At 56.2% G+C, this 16,894-nt stretch carries 17 protein-coding genes; 8 read left to right on the top strand and 9 right to left on the bottom strand.

Features of this window, described 5'->3' with window-relative positions:
* Positions 1-172 precede the first annotated feature (172 nt).
* The 5 genes from C8N30_RS08900 to C8N30_RS08920 all read left to right on the top strand — a co-directional run bounded on the left by C8N30_RS08900 (position 173) and on the right by C8N30_RS08920 (position 6,796).
* Entirely contained in the window at positions 173-3,244 is a 3,072-nt protein-coding gene (locus C8N30_RS08900; protein ID WP_025064155.1) for an ABC transporter transmembrane domain-containing protein, read from the top strand.
* Positions 3,241-4,140, top strand: a complete 900-nt coding sequence (locus C8N30_RS08905) for a CPBP family intramembrane glutamic endopeptidase (protein ID WP_025064156.1) — start codon at positions 3,241-3,243, stop codon at positions 4,138-4,140. The genes C8N30_RS08900 and C8N30_RS08905 overlap by 4 nt, the downstream gene beginning before the upstream one ends.
* Before the next feature lie 60 nt (positions 4,141-4,200).
* Positions 4,201-5,148, top strand: coding sequence for an acetyl-CoA carboxylase, carboxyltransferase subunit beta (accD, locus tag C8N30_RS08910; RefSeq protein ID WP_025064157.1), 948 nt, complete (start codon positions 4,201-4,203; stop codon positions 5,146-5,148).
* Positions 5,149-5,192: 44 nt separating this feature from the next.
* On the top strand, positions 5,193-6,467 hold the full coding sequence (locus tag C8N30_RS08915; RefSeq protein ID WP_025064158.1) for a bifunctional folylpolyglutamate synthase/dihydrofolate synthase: 1,275 nt from the start codon (positions 5,193-5,195) through the stop codon (positions 6,465-6,467).
* Between the two features lie 116 nt (positions 6,468-6,583).
* Positions 6,584-6,796 carry a hypothetical protein gene (locus tag C8N30_RS08920; RefSeq protein ID WP_025064159.1) on the top strand — a complete coding sequence of 71 codons (213 nt, stop codon included), beginning with the start codon at positions 6,584-6,586 and terminating at the stop codon, positions 6,794-6,796.
* Here the strand turns inward: C8N30_RS08920 and zapE are convergent.
* Positions 6,793-7,854 (bottom strand): cell division protein ZapE, encoded by a 1,062-nt coding sequence (gene zapE, locus C8N30_RS08925; protein WP_025064160.1) that lies wholly within the window; start codon positions 7,852-7,854, stop codon positions 6,793-6,795. The two genes, C8N30_RS08920 and zapE, sit on opposite strands and share 4 nt — an antisense overlap.
* 113 nt (positions 7,855-7,967) lie before the next feature.
* Here zapE and C8N30_RS08930 point away from each other — a divergent pair, with 113 nt between their 5' ends.
* Positions 7,968-9,203: an MFS transporter gene (locus C8N30_RS08930; RefSeq protein ID WP_025064161.1), complete on the top strand. Its 1,236-nt coding sequence runs from the start codon at positions 7,968-7,970 to the stop codon at positions 9,201-9,203.
* Here the strand turns inward: C8N30_RS08930 and C8N30_RS08935 are convergent, their stop codons facing one another.
* From C8N30_RS08935 to C8N30_RS08960, 6 genes are all read right to left on the bottom strand, one after another.
* Entirely contained in the window at positions 9,204-10,151 is a 948-nt protein-coding gene (locus C8N30_RS08935) for an alpha/beta fold hydrolase (RefSeq protein WP_025064162.1), read from the bottom strand.
* Positions 10,148-11,071: an ornithine cyclodeaminase family protein gene (locus C8N30_RS08940; protein ID WP_025064163.1), complete on the bottom strand. Its 924-nt coding sequence runs from the start codon at positions 11,069-11,071 to the stop codon at positions 10,148-10,150. The genes C8N30_RS08935 and C8N30_RS08940 overlap by 4 nt, the downstream gene beginning before the upstream one ends.
* Positions 11,068-11,688: an HAD family hydrolase gene (locus C8N30_RS08945; RefSeq protein ID WP_025064164.1), complete on the bottom strand. Its 621-nt coding sequence runs from the start codon at positions 11,686-11,688 to the stop codon at positions 11,068-11,070. Before C8N30_RS08945 ends, C8N30_RS08940 begins: the two co-directional genes overlap by 4 nt.
* Before the next feature lie 43 nt (positions 11,689-11,731).
* Positions 11,732-12,187, bottom strand: a complete 456-nt coding sequence (locus tag C8N30_RS08950; RefSeq protein ID WP_025064165.1) for a YaiI/YqxD family protein — start codon at positions 12,185-12,187, stop codon at positions 11,732-11,734.
* Complete coding sequence (gene fghA / locus C8N30_RS08955; protein ID WP_025064166.1) at positions 12,184-13,017, bottom strand: S-formylglutathione hydrolase; 834 nt, start codon at positions 13,015-13,017, stop codon at positions 12,184-12,186. The genes C8N30_RS08950 and fghA overlap by 4 nt, the downstream gene beginning before the upstream one ends.
* Before the next feature lie 70 nt (positions 13,018-13,087).
* On the bottom strand, positions 13,088-14,017 hold the full coding sequence (locus C8N30_RS08960; RefSeq protein ID WP_025064167.1) for an AEC family transporter: 930 nt from the start codon (positions 14,015-14,017) through the stop codon (positions 13,088-13,090).
* A 117-nt stretch (positions 14,018-14,134) separates the two neighbouring features.
* On the opposite strand from C8N30_RS08960, the gene C8N30_RS08965 reads away from it, so the two are divergent.
* Positions 14,135-14,764, top strand: a complete 630-nt coding sequence (locus tag C8N30_RS08965) for a TetR/AcrR family transcriptional regulator (RefSeq protein WP_025064168.1) — start codon at positions 14,135-14,137, stop codon at positions 14,762-14,764.
* Positions 14,761-15,039, top strand: a complete 279-nt coding sequence (locus C8N30_RS08970) for an I78 family peptidase inhibitor (protein ID WP_025064169.1) — start codon at positions 14,761-14,763, stop codon at positions 15,037-15,039. Before C8N30_RS08965 ends, C8N30_RS08970 begins: the two co-directional genes overlap by 4 nt.
* Here the strand turns inward: C8N30_RS08970 and paaK are convergent.
* Entirely contained in the window at positions 15,036-16,346 is a 1,311-nt protein-coding gene (gene paaK, locus C8N30_RS08975; RefSeq protein ID WP_025064170.1) for a phenylacetate--CoA ligase PaaK, read from the bottom strand. The genes C8N30_RS08970 and paaK overlap by 4 nt on opposite strands.
* Entirely contained in the window at positions 16,343-16,783 is a 441-nt protein-coding gene (gene paaI, locus C8N30_RS08980) for a hydroxyphenylacetyl-CoA thioesterase PaaI (RefSeq protein WP_025064171.1), read from the bottom strand. The genes paaK and paaI overlap by 4 nt, the downstream gene beginning before the upstream one ends.
* Positions 16,784-16,894: the final 111 nt, after the last annotated feature.

A 16,894-nucleotide genomic window follows, 5' to 3' on the forward strand; every position in this document is an offset into this window, starting at 1 on the left:
GAGCGACATATCGGGGGTGACACCCGGCGCGGCGTGGAAACTCGATGTGGTAAAGCCGGCGCGCAGTTCATTAACATGTGAAAGCCGCGGACACGGGCTATGTTTTCTAAGCGTTGTAATACGGCGGCGCGCAGCATAGTTTGCGCGAACCGCCCTCGAAGAAAGCCCACCCATGGACCGTAGTCTGTTCGCCTTTATCTGGAAATACTCCAAGCGCGAGCAGCTGGTTTTATTAGTGGTGACAATTCTCACCTTCCCGCTTCTTTACGCCACGCTCGAATTGCCAAAGCGGATCATCAACGACGCGATCGGTGCCGAGGGCCCGATGGTAAGCGCCTTTGGCATCGAGCTGAGCCAGATCCAGTTTTTAACCGCACTCTGCCTTGGCTATCTTGGGGCTGTTTTGGTGCATGGCCTGCTGAAGATGCGGTTGAACACGATGAAGGGCGTCACGGCAGAGCGCTTGTTGCGCCGCTTCCGTTTCGGTCTGATTTCGCGGATGATGCGGTTCCCAAAACGGTATTTCCAGAACACCTCGCAGGGGGAACTGGTAAGCATGGTTACCTCCGAAGCCGAACCAATGGGCGGGCTGATGGGAGATTTCATCGCACAGCCCGTTTTTCAGGCAGGCCAGATGATCATTATTGTGGTGTTTCTCTTCCTGCAATCCTTCTGGTTCGGTCTGGCGGGTGTCGCCCTTATCCCGCTTCAAGCGTACGTGATTCCGATTTTGCAGCGCCAGATTAACCTGCTTAACAAGGACCGTATCAAGGAGGTGCGCATGCTGGCGGCCGAGATTGGCGAGACGGCGGCAGGTATTGACGATCTACGAAACAACGGCGGTTGGCGTTTCAGGCTGGCAGGTTTCACCGACCGTTTGGGGCGGCTTTTCGACATCCGCTTCAAGATCTTCCAAAAGAAATTTTTTATGAAGTTCCTCAATAACTTCATCACCCAGTTGACGCCGTTCTTTTTCTATCTGGTGGGTGGCATTCTGGCCATTCGCGGCGAAATCACCGTGGGTGCGCTGGTGGCGGCTCTGGCCGCGTATAAAGACCTCAGCGCACCTTGGAAAGAATTGCTCGATTATTACAACCAGACACAGGATATGGCCCTGCGCTGGGAGATCGTGACAGAGCGGTTTGATCCCGCAGGCATGATCGACGAAAGCCTTTTTGAAGGGACGCCACAAGACATTCCGCATCTTGTCGGGGATATCAAGTTGCAGCACGTATTCGTCCGCAGCTCAGAGGGCAGCGTGGTTCTGGAAGACATTACTCTGGAGATACCGAAAGGTGCGCAAGTCGCGATTAAGACGTCATCGGTCTCCGAGCGGCGCGCATTTTCGGAGCTGCTCACCCGCGAGGTGATGCCGACGCGGGGAACCGTCACCATGGGCGGTCTGGACATTGCCACACTGCATCAAGCGGTGATCGCGGCGCGCATCGGATATGTGCGCGCGCAGCCTTATCTGTTTCACGGCACGATAGGTGACAACCTTCTGATGTCGCTGAGGACCTCGCCCAGCACCGTGTTATGGGACCCCGACAAGCGCGACCGCGCAGGTATCGAGGCGCGTAAGTCTGGAAACAGTCCGGATAGTTTTCACGCCGAATGGATCGATCCGTCGCTCGCTGGCCTGAACTCAATGGAGGATGTCTACGGGTGGTGGTTCGAGTTGAGCCGCATTCTCAATACCGACGAACCGATCATCCGTGGCATGCTGGGCACCCGCATCGATGCAGAAACGCATCAAGAGCTAACCCGCTCTCTCGTTGCGCTGCGGCCAAAGGTCTACGAGACCCTCAAAGAGCGCAATCTCGACCGTGCGGTGTATCGTTTTGATCCTGACAAGTTTAACCCGTCCATTCCATTGGGGGGCAACCTTCTGTTTGCCTCGCCGCGCTATGACATCAGCCAGCAGGGGCTAGCGTCGGAAAAAGCGTTCATCGGAATGATTGCGGAAAACGGTTTGGCAGAGCAGGGCATCGCCATCTCGCAAACCCTCATCGAGACGTTGCACCAGACATTCGGCATGGACGGTACCAACCATCCGCTTTTCACCTCTCTCAACATCGAGGAAGGCCTCTACGAGCAGTTGGTCGATATCGCGACACGCCGGCGCAAACAGGGCGATGGCGCGCTCAGCGAGGCAGAATTTGCCTTGTTGCTCACAGTGCCATTTGCCTTCACGGCAGAACAGATTGGTCCTGCTTTCCCCGAAAGCTTCAAGGATGAAATTCTAAATATCCGCCGCAATCGCGGCTCTGCGCTGCGCGAGCTGTCGCGGGAAATGTTTGTTCCAATGGCGCCCGAGAATTATTTCCCCCGCCTGACCTTGCTGGAGAACCTCATCTATGGCCGCATTTCAGCGATGGCGGGGATGCAGTCAGATCTGGTGGTCGATGCCGTGTCGGATGTGCTGCGCGATCACGACCTGCGTGCGCAGGTTGCAACCCTCGTTTTTGATGTTCCGACAGCCATCGGTGGAAGCAATCTGACCCAGTCCATTCAAGAGCGCGCCGCTTTCACTCGTGCCGCGATCAAGCGGCCCGACATCATTGTCTTTGATCAGGCGTTGGGTGGCAGTGATCTGAGCAGCACGCGTGAACGCCTTCGTGATTTGATGCCCGACACCACGCAAATCTTTCTGGATGACCAGTTCGATGCGCCCGAAACCTATGATATGTTCGTCGAGATCAGCCACGGCCGCATTGATGGCGTGGACAGCACCGACCAGCATGACAGTTCCGATAATATCTCCGATGACCTGCGGCGTAAGCTCAATCTGATCCAGCGGAATTCTTTGTTCTCAACGCTGGCGCCACGTGCGCAACGACTGCTGGCATTCGCTGCGCAGTGGTATGACGCGCCTGCAGGAGCCGCGATTTTTGACACCGGGCAAACTGCGGATGCTGTGTACTTGTGTCTCTCTGGCAAGGCCGAGATACGCATGCTCGACAAACAGGGTGCAGAGCATCATATCTCGACGGTCGAAGCAGGGCGGGTGATCGGAGATCTTGCTGTAATTCTGCGAGAGCCGCGACAGGCCAACCTCAAAGCAGTCGAGGATACCCGATTTTTGCGCATCGGCGCCGATCAGTTCCGATCGGTGATCGAGTCGGATACAAATGTTCTGATGAGCCTGCTAAAAACCGTGGCGGGCCACCTCAATGGTGCTGCAGAAGTTATTCGCGACGCGCAAATTGACATACCCCGAAGTGCTCCCGGAGATAAGAAATGAGCGGTCTGATGCCAGATTACAGGGCGCACCTGCTCCATACCAAAGTGGCTGAACCTCAGGCGAAGCTATGGTGGACCTTGCTGGGTCTGGTTGCAATGGTTGGTGTCTACATACCACTCGCACTTTTCTTTAATCAGGCCATCTCCGAGCTTACCCGCTACCGCCCTGGATTTCAGGGCGAGTTAATGGCGGGGGACACGCCGCTGGCGATGTATGTGCTGCTGGCAAGCTTTGGACTGATCAGCGCCAGTGTCTTTATCGTAGTTAAATTTGTTCATAAGCGCAGTGCGCTGACAGTTTTCGGCCCAATGATCCTCGCAGTGCCACAGTTCTTCTCGGTTTTGCGGGCGATGGTTGTTCTGGGTCTGTTGATCTTAGTGCTGCCGCCCTATGGATTTGGCAGTGATCTGGTGCCTAACCTTGCTTTGGGGCTTTGGGCGCTTCTTCTGCCAATCTCGCTTGTGGCTGTATTCGTCCAGATCAGCGCGGAAGAGATATTCTTTCGCGGCTACCTTCAGCAGCAACTTGGTGCGCGTTTTCGCTCCCCGCTTGTCTGGATGGTTTTGCCTTCTGTCTTGTTCGCTGTAGGCCATTACCAGCCCGCAGAAGCGGGCGAGAACGCTGTTATGATCGTGGTATGGGCAGGTTTGTTCGGCATGTTGATGGCGGATCTGACAGCGCGTTCGGGCAGCATTGGTCCTGCGATTGCGGTCCATTTTGTGAATAACGTGACCGCACTCCTCATCACTGCGCTCCCCGACAGCCTTGGAGGGTTGTCATTGTTTCATACGCCATTCGGGATGACAGACACACAAGCGCTGCGCGAATGGTTGCCTGTTGATTTTGCAATGATGATTGTGAGCTGGCTTGCAGCTCGGCTGGCCCTTCGCCGCTGATTGCAATTCCCGCGCGCGCCCCTTATTTGATGGCAAGGCGTAACGTAAAGAGGTCGCGATATGAACTGGATCAACAACTATGTCCGTCCGCGGATCAATTCGATCTTCTCGCGCCGCGAAACACCCGAGAACCTTTGGACGAAGTGCGAAGAATGCGGCACAATGCTGTTTCACCGTGAGGTCAGCGACAATCTGAACGTCTGCACCAATTGCGGCCACCATATGTACATCACTGCCCGTGAGCGTTTTACGGCGCTGTTTGATGGTGGCATATTCGCCGAGGTGAAGGTGCCCGCGCCTACCGTCGATCCGCTCCAGTTTCGTGATCAAAAGAAATATCCGGAGCGCCTGCGCGCTGCGCAGAAAGCCACCGAAGAAAACGAAGCGATGCTTGTGGTATCGGGCGAAATCGGGCGCACTCCGATCGTGGCCTGTGCACAGGACTTCAGCTTCATGGCCGGCTCCATGGGGATGTACGTTGGCAATGCGATAATTGCCGCCGCCGAAGAGGCCGTCAAACTGAAACGTCCCCTGATCCTGTTTTCTGCTGCTGGTGGCGCACGCATGCAGGAGGGTATTTTGAGCTTGATGCAGATGCCGCGCACGACCGTTGCGGTGCAGATGCTCAAGGAAGCGGACCTGCCGTATATTGTTGTGTTGACCCACCCGACAACTGGTGGTGTCACTGCCAGCTATGCGATGTTGGGCGATGTACATATTGCAGAACCGAACGCCCTGATTTGTTTTGCCGGTCCGCGTGTGATCGAGCAGACGATACGCGAGAAGCTGCCTGAAGGGTTCCAGCGCGCCGAATATCTGCTCGAGCACGGGATGCTGGACCGCGTCACCCCGCGCACCGAGATGCGCAACGAATTGATCACCATCACCCGTATGCTGATGGGTCTGCCACCTGCGGTACGGGGCGATTTGCCGCCACCCGCCGAGATACCCCACGAAATGACAGAGGCCGAGACCGCGGATATGCCTATCCCCGAGGCCCCCAAATAGACTGCATCAGCACGTCCACCCCACCAGTACAAAGCGATCCCGCCATGAGCACTCAAACTTCTGACCTCATCCTCGAGCGGATGATGGCGCTGCACCCCAAGATTATCGACCTGACGCTTGACCGAATGCTCCGACTACTCGAGGCGCTGGGCAATCCGCAGAACAGCCTGCCGCCTGTAATCCATATTGCCGGCACCAATGGCAAAGGCTCGACGCAGGCGATGATCCGTGCGGGGCTGGAGGCAGCAGGGAAGACCGTCCACGCCTACACGTCGCCGCACCTCGCACGGTTTCATGAGCGGATACGGCTGGCAGGAGAACTCATTTCCGAAGAGGCGCTGACGCAGGTGCTGGACGAATGTTATGCAGCCAATGGCTCCAACAGCATTACCTATTTTGAGATTACGACCTGCGCCGCGCTTTTGGCTTTTTCGCGAACTCCTGCGGATTACACGTTGCTGGAAGTTGGTCTGGGAGGGCGGCTCGACGCGACGAACGTTATAGAAAATCCCGTGGTAACGGTGATAACGCCTGTTGATCTGGACCATCAGCAATATCTAGGTGAGACACTTCCCGAAATTGCAGGCGAGAAGGCAGGCATTATCAAACGCCGTGTGCCTTGTATCGTTGGTCCGCAGCAGGAGGCAGGGCTTGCCGTGATCGAAGCAACTGCCGCGCGCCATATGGCCCCGGTGAGTGTTTATGGCCAGCACTGGCATGCAAATGTCGAAGGCGGTCGCATGATCTATCAAGACGAACAGGGATTGCTTGATCTGCCGATGCCCAATTTGCCCGGCTTGCATCAGGTACAGAACGCTGGCGGGGCCATCGCTGTTCTGCGTACCTTGGGGTTCGATGCAACCGCCTGTGAAGGCGCGGTCACGCAGGCCTATTGGCCTGCCCGCATGCAGCGGCTCAAGAAGGGTCCGCTGGTAGATGCCGCGGAAACAGCCGAGCTATGGCTCGACGGCGGTCATAACCCTGCTGCGGGGCACGCGCTGGCTGCTGTGCTGGAACAGATGCCAAAAGTCCCGACTTATCTTATCTGCGGGATGCTCAATACCAAGGACATCAAAGGGTATCTGCGCCCTCTCGCGCAGCATGTAACAGCTTTGCATGCTGTATCCATTCCGGGTGAGGCGGCAACACTGCCCGCCGCGACAACGGCGCAAGCCGCTCAATCTGTTGGGATTACAGCTTTTGAAGCGCCCGATGCCGCAACCGCGCTTCGCGATATTGTAGGGCAGGCACCCCATGGGCGCATCCTTATCTGCGGGTCTCTGTATCTTGCAGGCAACATATTGCGGCACAACGGTTGAACAGCACACAATACAGATGACGCTGATTGACGAAAGGTCATGTGCCGGAATAGGAAGATGGGAATACCGGCGGGTGTAAATCAGTGCACTCAAACGGAAAAACCCGAGGACCGAGCATGCAGCCCAAGTCGACCAAACCGCATCTTATGACGCCTGCGCCTCGACCATCCGCGCTCCGTCAATTGATTGTTTGCGGAATTGCATTGGTGATTATGGGTCTGGGCGCGTGGACCTTGTTAGGCCAGTCGGCTCCCTATCATCCCGAAACTGGCGACAGCGAGGTGTCCCGTCGCGCCTCAGGTTTGACGGGAACGTTCAAAGGCAACTAGGCTTTTGACCAGTCATCGCTTTGCATTTCACGAAGGCGCGACGCGGTGCGCTCGAATTCGAATGTGCCTTCGCCCTCGAGATAAAGCATTTCTGGTTCCGCAGCCGCCGAACAGATCAACTGGACCTGTGCCTCATACAAAGCGTCGATCAGTGTCACAAAACGCTTTGCCTCGTTAAAATTGGTCCTGCCAAGGGACGGAATATCGTCGAGCATCAGCACTTTTACCGCCTCGGCAATCGCGAGATAATCCGCAGCGCCCAAGGGCTGTCCGCAAAGGGCATGAAACCTCGCACGGCCTACGCCATTGCGGAACATCGGCAGTATCACATCGCGGCCCTTCACACGCAGGGTCAGCGGCCCTGCTTCACCTCCGGCCAGATCCTTCCAGACCGCATTCATCGCTTCACGGCTCTCTGCATTGACTGGCGTAAAGTAGGAAGGGCTGCCCGACAGTCGGTCCTGACGGTAATCGGTCGGGCTTGCCAGTTCGTGCACCACCATCTTTTGTTTGATCATCTCAATGAACGGGACAAAAAGATCGCGGTTCAATCCGTGTTTGTACAAGTCGTCGGGAATACGATTTGAGGTGGTGATTACCACAACACCGTCCGCAAACAGCGCTTCGAACAGACGACCAACGATCATGGCATCCGTGATGTCCGTGATTTGCATTTCATCGAACGCCAGAAGGCGGACGGAACTGCTCACTGCTTTGGCAACGGGTGCGATTGCATCATCGACACCGGTTTTGCGGGCCTCATGCATCGCAGCATGAATTTCTTGCATAAAGGCATGAAAATGCACGCGCCGTGCCGGAATGCCGTCGAGGTTGTTAACAAACATATCCATAAGCATGGATTTGCCCCGCCCTACACCGCCCCAAAGGTATAGCCCCTTTGGCGGTTCTGGAGCCTTGCGGAAAAGGCCCTTCTTCACGGGCTGCAAAAGGGCGTCGCGGATGCGGTCAAACTCCGGCATCAGCGCTTCTTGCGCTGCGTCGGGACGCAGTGTGCCTTCGGCAATCATCCGGTCGTATTGTGTGCGCAGATTTGTCATGGCGCTTTTCCTACGCTCAAGCGGCGCGGTTGGAAAGTGTGTGCACACAATCATCCGGTTGACGCGCACATATCTGCCGGCACATTACTTTTTGGATATGCCGGAGCCGGACCATGCAAAAATCACCTCTCTTTTCACCAGTACTTATCGTCGGTTGTGCGATCATTATGGTCAGTTTTGCAATCCGCGCGTCCTTCGGGGTATTCCAGATCCCGATTGCGGAGGAGTATGGTTGGCTGCGCGCCGAATTCTCGCTGGCAATTGCGATACAAAATCTTGCGTGGGGCATCGGTCAGCCCATTTTTGGCGCGATGGCAGAGAAAATCGGCGACCGTAAGGCGATCATCTTTGGCGCAGTTATTTATGCGCTGGGCCTTATCCTGTCCGCAGGGTCCGAGACACCGATCGCCCATCAGACCTATGCGTGGCTTGTGGGATTCGGAATCGCAGGCACAGGATTTGGCGTAATTCTGGCGGTGGTCGGGCGTGCGGCCTCCGATGACAACCGGTCGATGGCGCTGGCTGTGGTTACCGCGGCGGGAAGCGCGGGCCAAATCTTTGGCGCGCCCTTGGCGGAGTACCTTTTAGGTATCATGAGCTGGCAGACGGTGTTTTGTGTCTTTGCTGCTGCGATCTTGTCAATGATCCTAACGCTGCCTTTCATGCGAGCGCCGGTACAGGCCAACCGCAACGAGCTGGGAGAAGCGATGGGCACCATCCTGCTGCGCGCCTTTAAAGACCCCAGTTACACGCTTATCTTCCTCGGATTTTTCTCTTGTGGCTATCAGCTTGCTTTCATCACTGCGCATTTCCCCGCCTTCGTGACAGAGTTGTGTGGGCCCATTCTGGCAGGTAGTGCGCTGCATAACATGGGCATCACTACGACGTCTGCATTGGGTGCTGTTGCCATCTCCCTCATCGGGGCGGCGAACGTGGGGGGCACACTGCTGGCTGGTTGGGCGGGCAAGCGGTACTCGAAAAAATATCTGCTGGCGGGGATCTATACTGCGCGGACTGCTGTTGCTGCAGTATTTATCCTGATGCCGATTACACCGCTAAGCGTGATTATCTTTTCGGTCGCAATGGGGTCTTTGTGGTTGGCGACCGTGCCGCTCACTTCTGGTCTCATCGCGCATATTTACGGGCTGCGCTATATGGGCACCCTTTACGGGATCATCTTCTTTAGCCACCAGTTGGGCAGTTTTGCGGGCGTTTGGTTGGGCGGGCGGATGTATGACGCTTATGGCACCTATACCACTGTGTGGTGGATCGGCGTTGCGGTCGGGGCGTTCAGCGCGATTGTGCATCTGCCGGTGCGGGAAAGGCCTGTCCGCTTTCAGCCGGCTTGATCAGGTGTCATGCCCCCAATCATCGCCTTCGGGCACGGGTAGAAATGCGGTGATGTGTGACAGGATTTGATCGGTATGCGTATAGGGAAGACCATGCCCTGCGTCATCAATCACTTCATGGATGACATCGCGGTTCCACGCGGCAAGGTACCCGATAGCGCTGGAGGGTATAACTGCATCCTCGGCCCCCCAGATCGCCAGCACAGGCAGCCCATTGTGGCGCAGCGCCATGTGCTCGCCCTCCATCGGGCTGCGTAAAATGCCCCGTAGGCTGGACAGGATAGCAGGGACAAAGCCCTTGAACAAAAGCTGAGCCTCTTGACCTTCGGATACTTCGCACGGGACAGAACCCTGCTTTTGCTCTTTGCGTATGCCACGGCGAAGCTGTTGCGGATAGATTGCCAGCATGAGCCACAGACCGGCAATTCCGCGGTCACGGATAAAATTGATCAAGGGGCTGTCTGCCCGAGCCATACCCGCAGGCGCCAGTAGCACCAGCCGCCGTACCCGTTCGGGGCAGGCGGCTGCGAACCCCGCTGCAATGGCTCCGCCCATCGAATATCCAATGAGGTGAAACGGGTGTTCGATTTCCAGATATGCCAGCAGATCAACAAGCTGTTGATTGAAAAAACCCTTGTCATGCAAGGCATCCGGCCTGTCCGAATAGCCGCGCCCGTAAAGGTCATAGGTCAGAACTCGATACCCTTTGGCCGTCAGCCCTTTTGCCAATAGCGCCCAGACAAAACTGGGTGTTGTGAGACCATGCACACAGACGATCAACGGCCCCTCTGCTTTTCCACGAAGGTGAAAGTGGGTAACCCCCTGCGACAGCTCCGCAAACTGGCCGGGTGCAGAGCCACGGCGCCCGTCACTCATAGGCGCTCGGTAATGTTCGATTAAAAACGGGGTAACAGCGATGCTGCCGACCAGAAGAAAGAGCCAGATCACGCGCCCGATTTACGCCATTGGTCGAGAATATAGCGGCTGGTCATCAGGTCCAGATGCGCACCGCCGCCGTTCTTGCAAATCGTAATCTCGTCATCTGAGCGGCGGGTAAACGCATCCAGATCGTAATAGTCTGCAATAACGTGATCGCGGGTAATCGCACCGGCCTCCAACGGAATTTTAATTTCGCCTATATGACCCAAAGTAGTGTCAAAACTGTCAACAAACAGTCGCGCGCGTTGAAGCGCTTCGTCGTCGACCTCCCGCATGTCGGGGCGGTAGGCACCGATCAGGTCAAGGTGCTGACCCGCCTGCAACCACGCGCCTTTGATCAGCGGCGCGGTTGTCATTGTCGCACTTCCAATAATTTCGGCCCCCCGCACGGCGGTTTCCAGATCACTCTCAACGCTGACATCGGGCAAGGTGGCGACAAAGGCTTCTGCACTCGCCCTGGTGCGGCTCCAGACGGTGAATGTCGCGTCAGGGAATGCAGCGGAGTAGGCCGCATGAAGGGAGTGCGCCACAGTACCTGCACCGACCAGCAGGATACGTTTTGCATCCTTGCGGGCCAGACGCCGCGCCGCAAGAAGGCTATCGCCAGCCGTCTTCCATTTAGTCACCAGATGGAAGTCGATGATTGCCTCCAGCGTGCCATCGGTATCCGAATACAGGCTCACACCGCCGTTGATGTTGGGTTTGCCCTGTGCGGTATTGCGCGGAAACACAGTGGCAGATTTTACGGCCATGCCCATACCGTCAATCCACGCGGCGCGGCTGAGAAGCGTATCGGGGTCACGGTAAAGGAATGTATCGCCAATCTCGGCCTTGGGCTTCAAATGACCCTCTGCCAAAGCATCGGTAAGTGCGATCCAGTCGAGCAGTTTTTCACCGTCAACAAAGGGGATGAAAGGGATGTTGGTCATTGCGCCTCTTCCTTGTTGAGTAAGCCTGCTGCGACCAACCTGTCGGCCCAGCCCTGCGGGGTCTCGAATAGATGGGTCTGCCAGCCGCGCATGGACGCCGCTGCGATATTTTCGGGACGGTCATCGGCAAAGAGCAATGCGTCACCGGACAGGCCAGAACCAGCTTCCAGCATCTGGTAAATCTGCGGGTCAGGTTTTACCACGCCCATGTGACCAGAAATAAAATCACGGTCAAACCCGTGCAGAAAATGGTATTTGGTTGCGGCTATTGCGTAAGTTTCAATCCCGAAATTGGTCAGGGAGAAGACAGGCACTCCTTTTCCTTGTAACGCTGCCATTAACCGTACGGAATGTTCAATCACAGGGGAGGCAATTGCGAGCCAGTTGTCGTGCCAGTGGTTGACCTCGTGACTCCACAGAGGGAAGGAGGCCGCGGTTTCCAACAGGACGCTCGTGAAATTTTCTCCACTGTCAACGCGGTCGTTCATGGTGTGCAGATCAACGTCAGTAAACAATGCGCGTCGCTGCACCTCACCGATAAGGCTGTCGAAATACCGCTCCGGTTGCCATTCGATGAGCACATTGCCAATGTCAAAGACCACTGCCTTCGGGGTCATGTTCTACCTTTCAACGCGCTGCGGAATTATTGTTTTATTCCGTCTATTTCAGTCTTGATGCTGCCCTGATTTCACGCTCCAGCGCCTCCAGAAAGCGCGACCTGTCGGCCTTTGTAAAGCCTTTCCCACCGCCCTGCCGGAAGGGATCTGCAGCACGCAAATCGGTCATCAGATCACGGGTGGCCAACACGTTACCGATATTGGCTTGTGTCAACGCCTCTCCGTTGTGTTTGATAACCCGCGCACCGGCTTCCACGCATCTGGCGGCCAGTGGAATATCCCCCGTTACAACGACATCGCCCACACCTGCGCGCTCTGCGATCCACATGTCAGCCACATCGGGCCCGTCCGGGACGATGATATTCTCTACATAAGGGTTCTGGGAGGGGCGTAAGCCGCCGTTGCACACCATATACATCTTGATCTTGTGGCGTGTGATCACACGCTCTGCCTCATCCTTGACGGGGCAGGCATCTGCATCAATGTAGACGGCTGTCATAGGGACCACAGGGCATCAGCATGGAAGGTCACATGATCCTCCATGAATGTAGCGATGAAGAAATAGCTATGGTCATAGCCAGGTTGCATGCGAAATATACCGTTCTGGCGGCGCTTTGCCATTGCGGCGCTCAGCGCTTCGGGCTGCAACAGATCGAGGAACTGGTCCTCGGTGCCTTGATCAATCAGTACTGGTCCATCAAATCCTTTTGCCTGCATCAACAGCGTTGCGTCATGTGCGCTCCACGTACTCTCGTCCGCGCCCAGATAGGCCGTGAGCTGTTTACGGCCCCAATCACTGGCCGTGGGATGCGCAATGGGTGCAAACGCAGAGACAGAAGTGAAGCGGTCAGGGTATGTCATTGCCAGTGTAAGCGCGCCATGCCCTCCCATAGAGTGACCGGTGATGGCCTGACGGGTCATATCGAGTGGGAAATGTTCAGCCAGAAGCGCAGGCAGTTCATCCGCGATATAAGTCCACATTTGAAAATGCGGCTGCCACGGATTTTGAGTCGCGTTTACGTAAAAGCCCGCTCCTTGGCCCAGATCATAGGCTTCGTCATTTGCCACGCCGGCGCCGCGCGGCGATGTATCTGGGAATACCAGCGCGATACCTTGCTCTGCGGCCCAGCTTTGTGCGCCTGCTTTTACCATTGCGTTCTCATGTGTGCAGGTGAGACCGGACAAAAACCACAGCACCGGTACAGGGCCGTCTTTTGCCTCCGCAGGCAAGAACAGCGCGAAGGTCATATCGCAGGCACAGCTGTCTGAGGAATGCGTGATCACATGTTGCGTGCCGCCAAAGCAGGCATTGGACGAGAGGGTTTCCATGAGAGGCTCCTTTTAGAGATTGATTATGGCTACCGAGGGCAGGGCGGCGGGGCAAGGGTCGAGTTTGTCTTTAGCCGCCTGTTAGCCACGCGATCCATAAACTCACTGAAACGATGCTGAGCGTGGTCGAGACAAGGATCGCTGCCGATACGCGCTGGGGTGCGACGCCGTAATGCTGCGCAAGAATATAAACGTTCCCTGCCACCGGTAGGGCCGCAGCCGAGATAATCACCGTGGCCTGATATGGCTCTACCTTGAAGAGGACAAAGCACCCAAAGGCGACAAAGACGGGGTGCAGCGCCAGTTTGCAAAAGCTGAGCCAACCGGCAACCGAGATGCGCTCAGCGGATTTGGAAGCCAACGAAGCGCCGATGGCGAACAGCGCACCGGGGGTTGCAGCAGCTCCTAGCAGGGCCAGAAATTCATTCATGGGGGCGGGAATCGGGATTTGCAGACCTGACCACAAAAGGCCCAGCGTGATCGATACGATCATCGGATTTTTAATTAGTCCAAGGCCAACTGTCCGCAAGATCGCCAGACTCATTCTGCCATCGCGGGATCCGGTAATCAGGATCACAATAAGCGAGGAAAACACAATAAGATCAACGGCTAGCGCCAGCATGACAGGGCCGATCGCCTCCGCGCCCAGAAGCAGGGTCAACATCGGGACACCCAAAAAACCGACATTCCCGATCACCGCGCATTGTGCTTCTATCGCCGTGACTTCGACATTGATGCCGCGAAAATAGCAGACCAGTGTTGCGATGCCATAGACGAAGGCGGTGCCCCACAGATAAGCGGCTACAAGGCGGGCGTCCCAGACCTCTGCCAGTGACAGGTTTGCGGAAAAGTTGAAAAGCATCGCAGAGAGGGCAAAGTAGAATACAAACTTTGTCAGATACGCCGTTGCCTCGGCTGTGAAAAAGCGCGTGCGCCCCGCCCAGTACCCCAGACCGATAAGCGCGAAAAATGGAAGTGTTTTGAGGAAGATCGCCAACATGCGGCCACAGATAGCGGTGTAGGTGAAAATCCGCTAGGAAAAATTGGAGTTGGTCGTTTGCGCTTGGAAGTGAACCGATCAGTTTATAGGTTGTCGCTCTGTCCAAGTGGAGCTGACATGCCAAAACCTATCGCCCAACGAAAGGATTCCATTCACCGCGGCCGCAAGTATGATCAGGTATTGGCGGGTGCGCGAAAGGTGTTCATGACAGAGGGGTTTGAGGGGGCGAGCGTGGATGATATCGCCCGTACGGCCCAAGTTTCCAAGGCGACGCTATATAAATACTTCTCCGATAAGCAGCTGCTTTTCATCGAAGTTGCGAACATCGAGTGCCAGCGTCAAGCAAGTGCTGCGTTGGACACGATTGACCGCACAGCGCCGCCCCGCAAGGTTTTGAGTGATACCGGCAGGCATTTTCTTGGCTTTGTGACGAGTAAGTTCGGGCTGCAGATGTTTCGCGTTTGTGTGGCGGAAACTGACCGCTTTCCTGAATTGGGCCGCCGCTTTTACGAGTCTGGTCCAGCGGTTTTGCGCCGCGAATTGGCCGCCTATTTTGAGCAGGCCTGTGCGCGCAACGAATTGGCGATCGAGGACTATATCATGGCAGCTGACCAGTTCGGCGAGTTGTGCAAGGCAGGGCTGTGGATGGAGTTGCTGTTTGGCGTTATAAAGGAAGCAACACCTGCGGAGATAGACCGTGTAGTGGACAATGCAGTAGATACATTTTTAGCGAGGTATGGCAGATGAGAGTGATGATTTTTGCAGGACTGCTTTTAGCAGGATGTGGCGCAGTGAAAGGTTCAGGCCCTGTCACCGCGCCTGCGACGGCAGCAGGGCCTGACACGTGCAATGCTGCCGCCCATCAGGGGCTGGTCGGGCGTGATGCGGCGTCCGCGCTGGTTCTGCCTGAGCCAAAGCGCCTTGTAGGGCCGAACGATGCCGTCACCACTGATTTCATTCCGACACGCCTGAATGTAGCGCTCGATGCGACGGATAATATCGTGGCGATTACCTGCGGTTAGGTTTTTGGCCGTTTGTCCAGAATTCGGACGGCTTTCCCCTCCGAACGGGGGACCGCGCCGATGTCGCCCACGTCGATCTTCACGCTTATGCCGACGGACTGCTTGACCAGTGCTGAGAGATGCGACGCGGCATCACTGCGGGCGCTGAGCTGCACACCTGCATCTGCGATCTCCGTCAGAATGCGCATCTGGTCCATGCGGTCAGGGCGCGTTAGCTCGATCTGGAAGTGAGGAGAAAGTGCATCGATCTGCATGAGTAGTTCTTCAATCTGGGTTGGAAATACGTTGACGCCGCGCAGGATGATCATGTCATCGCTCCGACCTGTCACCTTTTCCATCCGCCGCATACTGCGGGCCGTACCGCAAAGTAGCCGCGTCAGATCGCGGGTGCGGTAGCGGATGATCGGGAACGCTTCTTTGGTCAAGGAAGTAAACACCAGTTCCCCCTGCTCGCCATCGGCCACCACCTGACCCGTCTCAGGATTGATGATCTCGGGATAGAAATGATCCTCCCAGATGTGTAGGCCGTCTTTACTTTCGACACACTCCATCGAGACACCGGGGCCCATTACTTCGGACAGGCCGTAAATGTCCACGGCATGCATGTCGAACGCCTGCTCGATCTCCAGTCGCATGGCGTTGGTCCAAGGCTCTGCCCCGAAGATGCCGACCTGAAGCGAGCAATCGCGCGGATCAAGGCCTTGGGCGTTGAACTCGTCCAGAATGGACAACGCGTAGGAGGGAGTCACGGTAATGCCCTTCGGCTTGAAATCCTCGATCAGGCGAACCTGTCGCGGAGTCATGCCCCCGGAAATCGGTACGGTAGAAAGGCCCAGCGCATCTGCACCCAGATGGATGCCCATACCGCCGGTAAACAGGCCGTAGCCATAGGCATTGTGCAGCATATCCCCGGGGCACATTCCCGCCGCCCTCAGGGACCGTGCGACTACATTCCCCCAGTTCTCAAGATCATTGGCAGTATAGCCGACAACCGTCGGCTGCCCCGTTGTGCCCGACGAGGCATGGATACGCTTGACCTGGTCTTGTGGGACGGCGAACATTCCGAAAGGATAATTGTCGCGCAAGTCTGTTTTCACAGTGAACGGAAACTTTGCCAGATCGCTTAGATCGTGCAGATCATCAGGATGTACGCCAGCGGAATCAAAGCTGTTCTTGTAGAATGGTACATTGTCATATGCATGGCGCAGCGACCACTTTAGGCGCTTCAGTTGTAGCGCACTGATCTCGTCGCGGCTTGCTATTTCGATGGGGTCCAGTGTGCTGCGGGCGGGTGTCAGGTCTTTCATGCCAGCTCTCCGTCTTCGATAAATAGCTGCCCCTTGATCGTGCGGGACAGGCCGCGCATCGTGGCGACCGTCCGACCGTCCTCGCCGGTGACCATGACATCATAGACGCCCGAACGACCGCTGAGTGCTGTCTGCGATGCTGTCGCGGTGAGCATTTCGCCGTCTTTACCTGGCGAGATGTAAGTGATCTGGTTCTGCTGTGCGAGGGTCAGGCGGTTGTAACTGTTACAGGCAAAAGCAAAAGCGCTGTCTGCGAGCGTGAAAATATAACCACCATGGCAGATCCCATGACCGTTAAGCATCTTATCACTCACCCGCATTGTCAGCGTTGCCGCACCTGGCGCAATTTGAGTGATTTGCATCCCAAGGCTGCGGGAGGCGATATCCGCTGCCAGCATCGCTTCGGCAGCTTTTGTAGCACGCGCCTGTGGAGTCATGGATGCACCTATATGTGTTTCATAATTTTAAATTTATACGTTCATCTGTAACGCAATCAAGCAATTTGATGCTTGGGGCTTGATTTGCGCGGCTGTGGTGGCACATCCTGA

The sequence above is a fragment of the Sulfitobacter guttiformis genome (genome assembly GCF_003610455.1).
In the GTDB taxonomy this organism is placed as follows: Bacteria; Pseudomonadota; Alphaproteobacteria; order Rhodobacterales; family Rhodobacteraceae; genus Sulfitobacter; species Sulfitobacter guttiformis.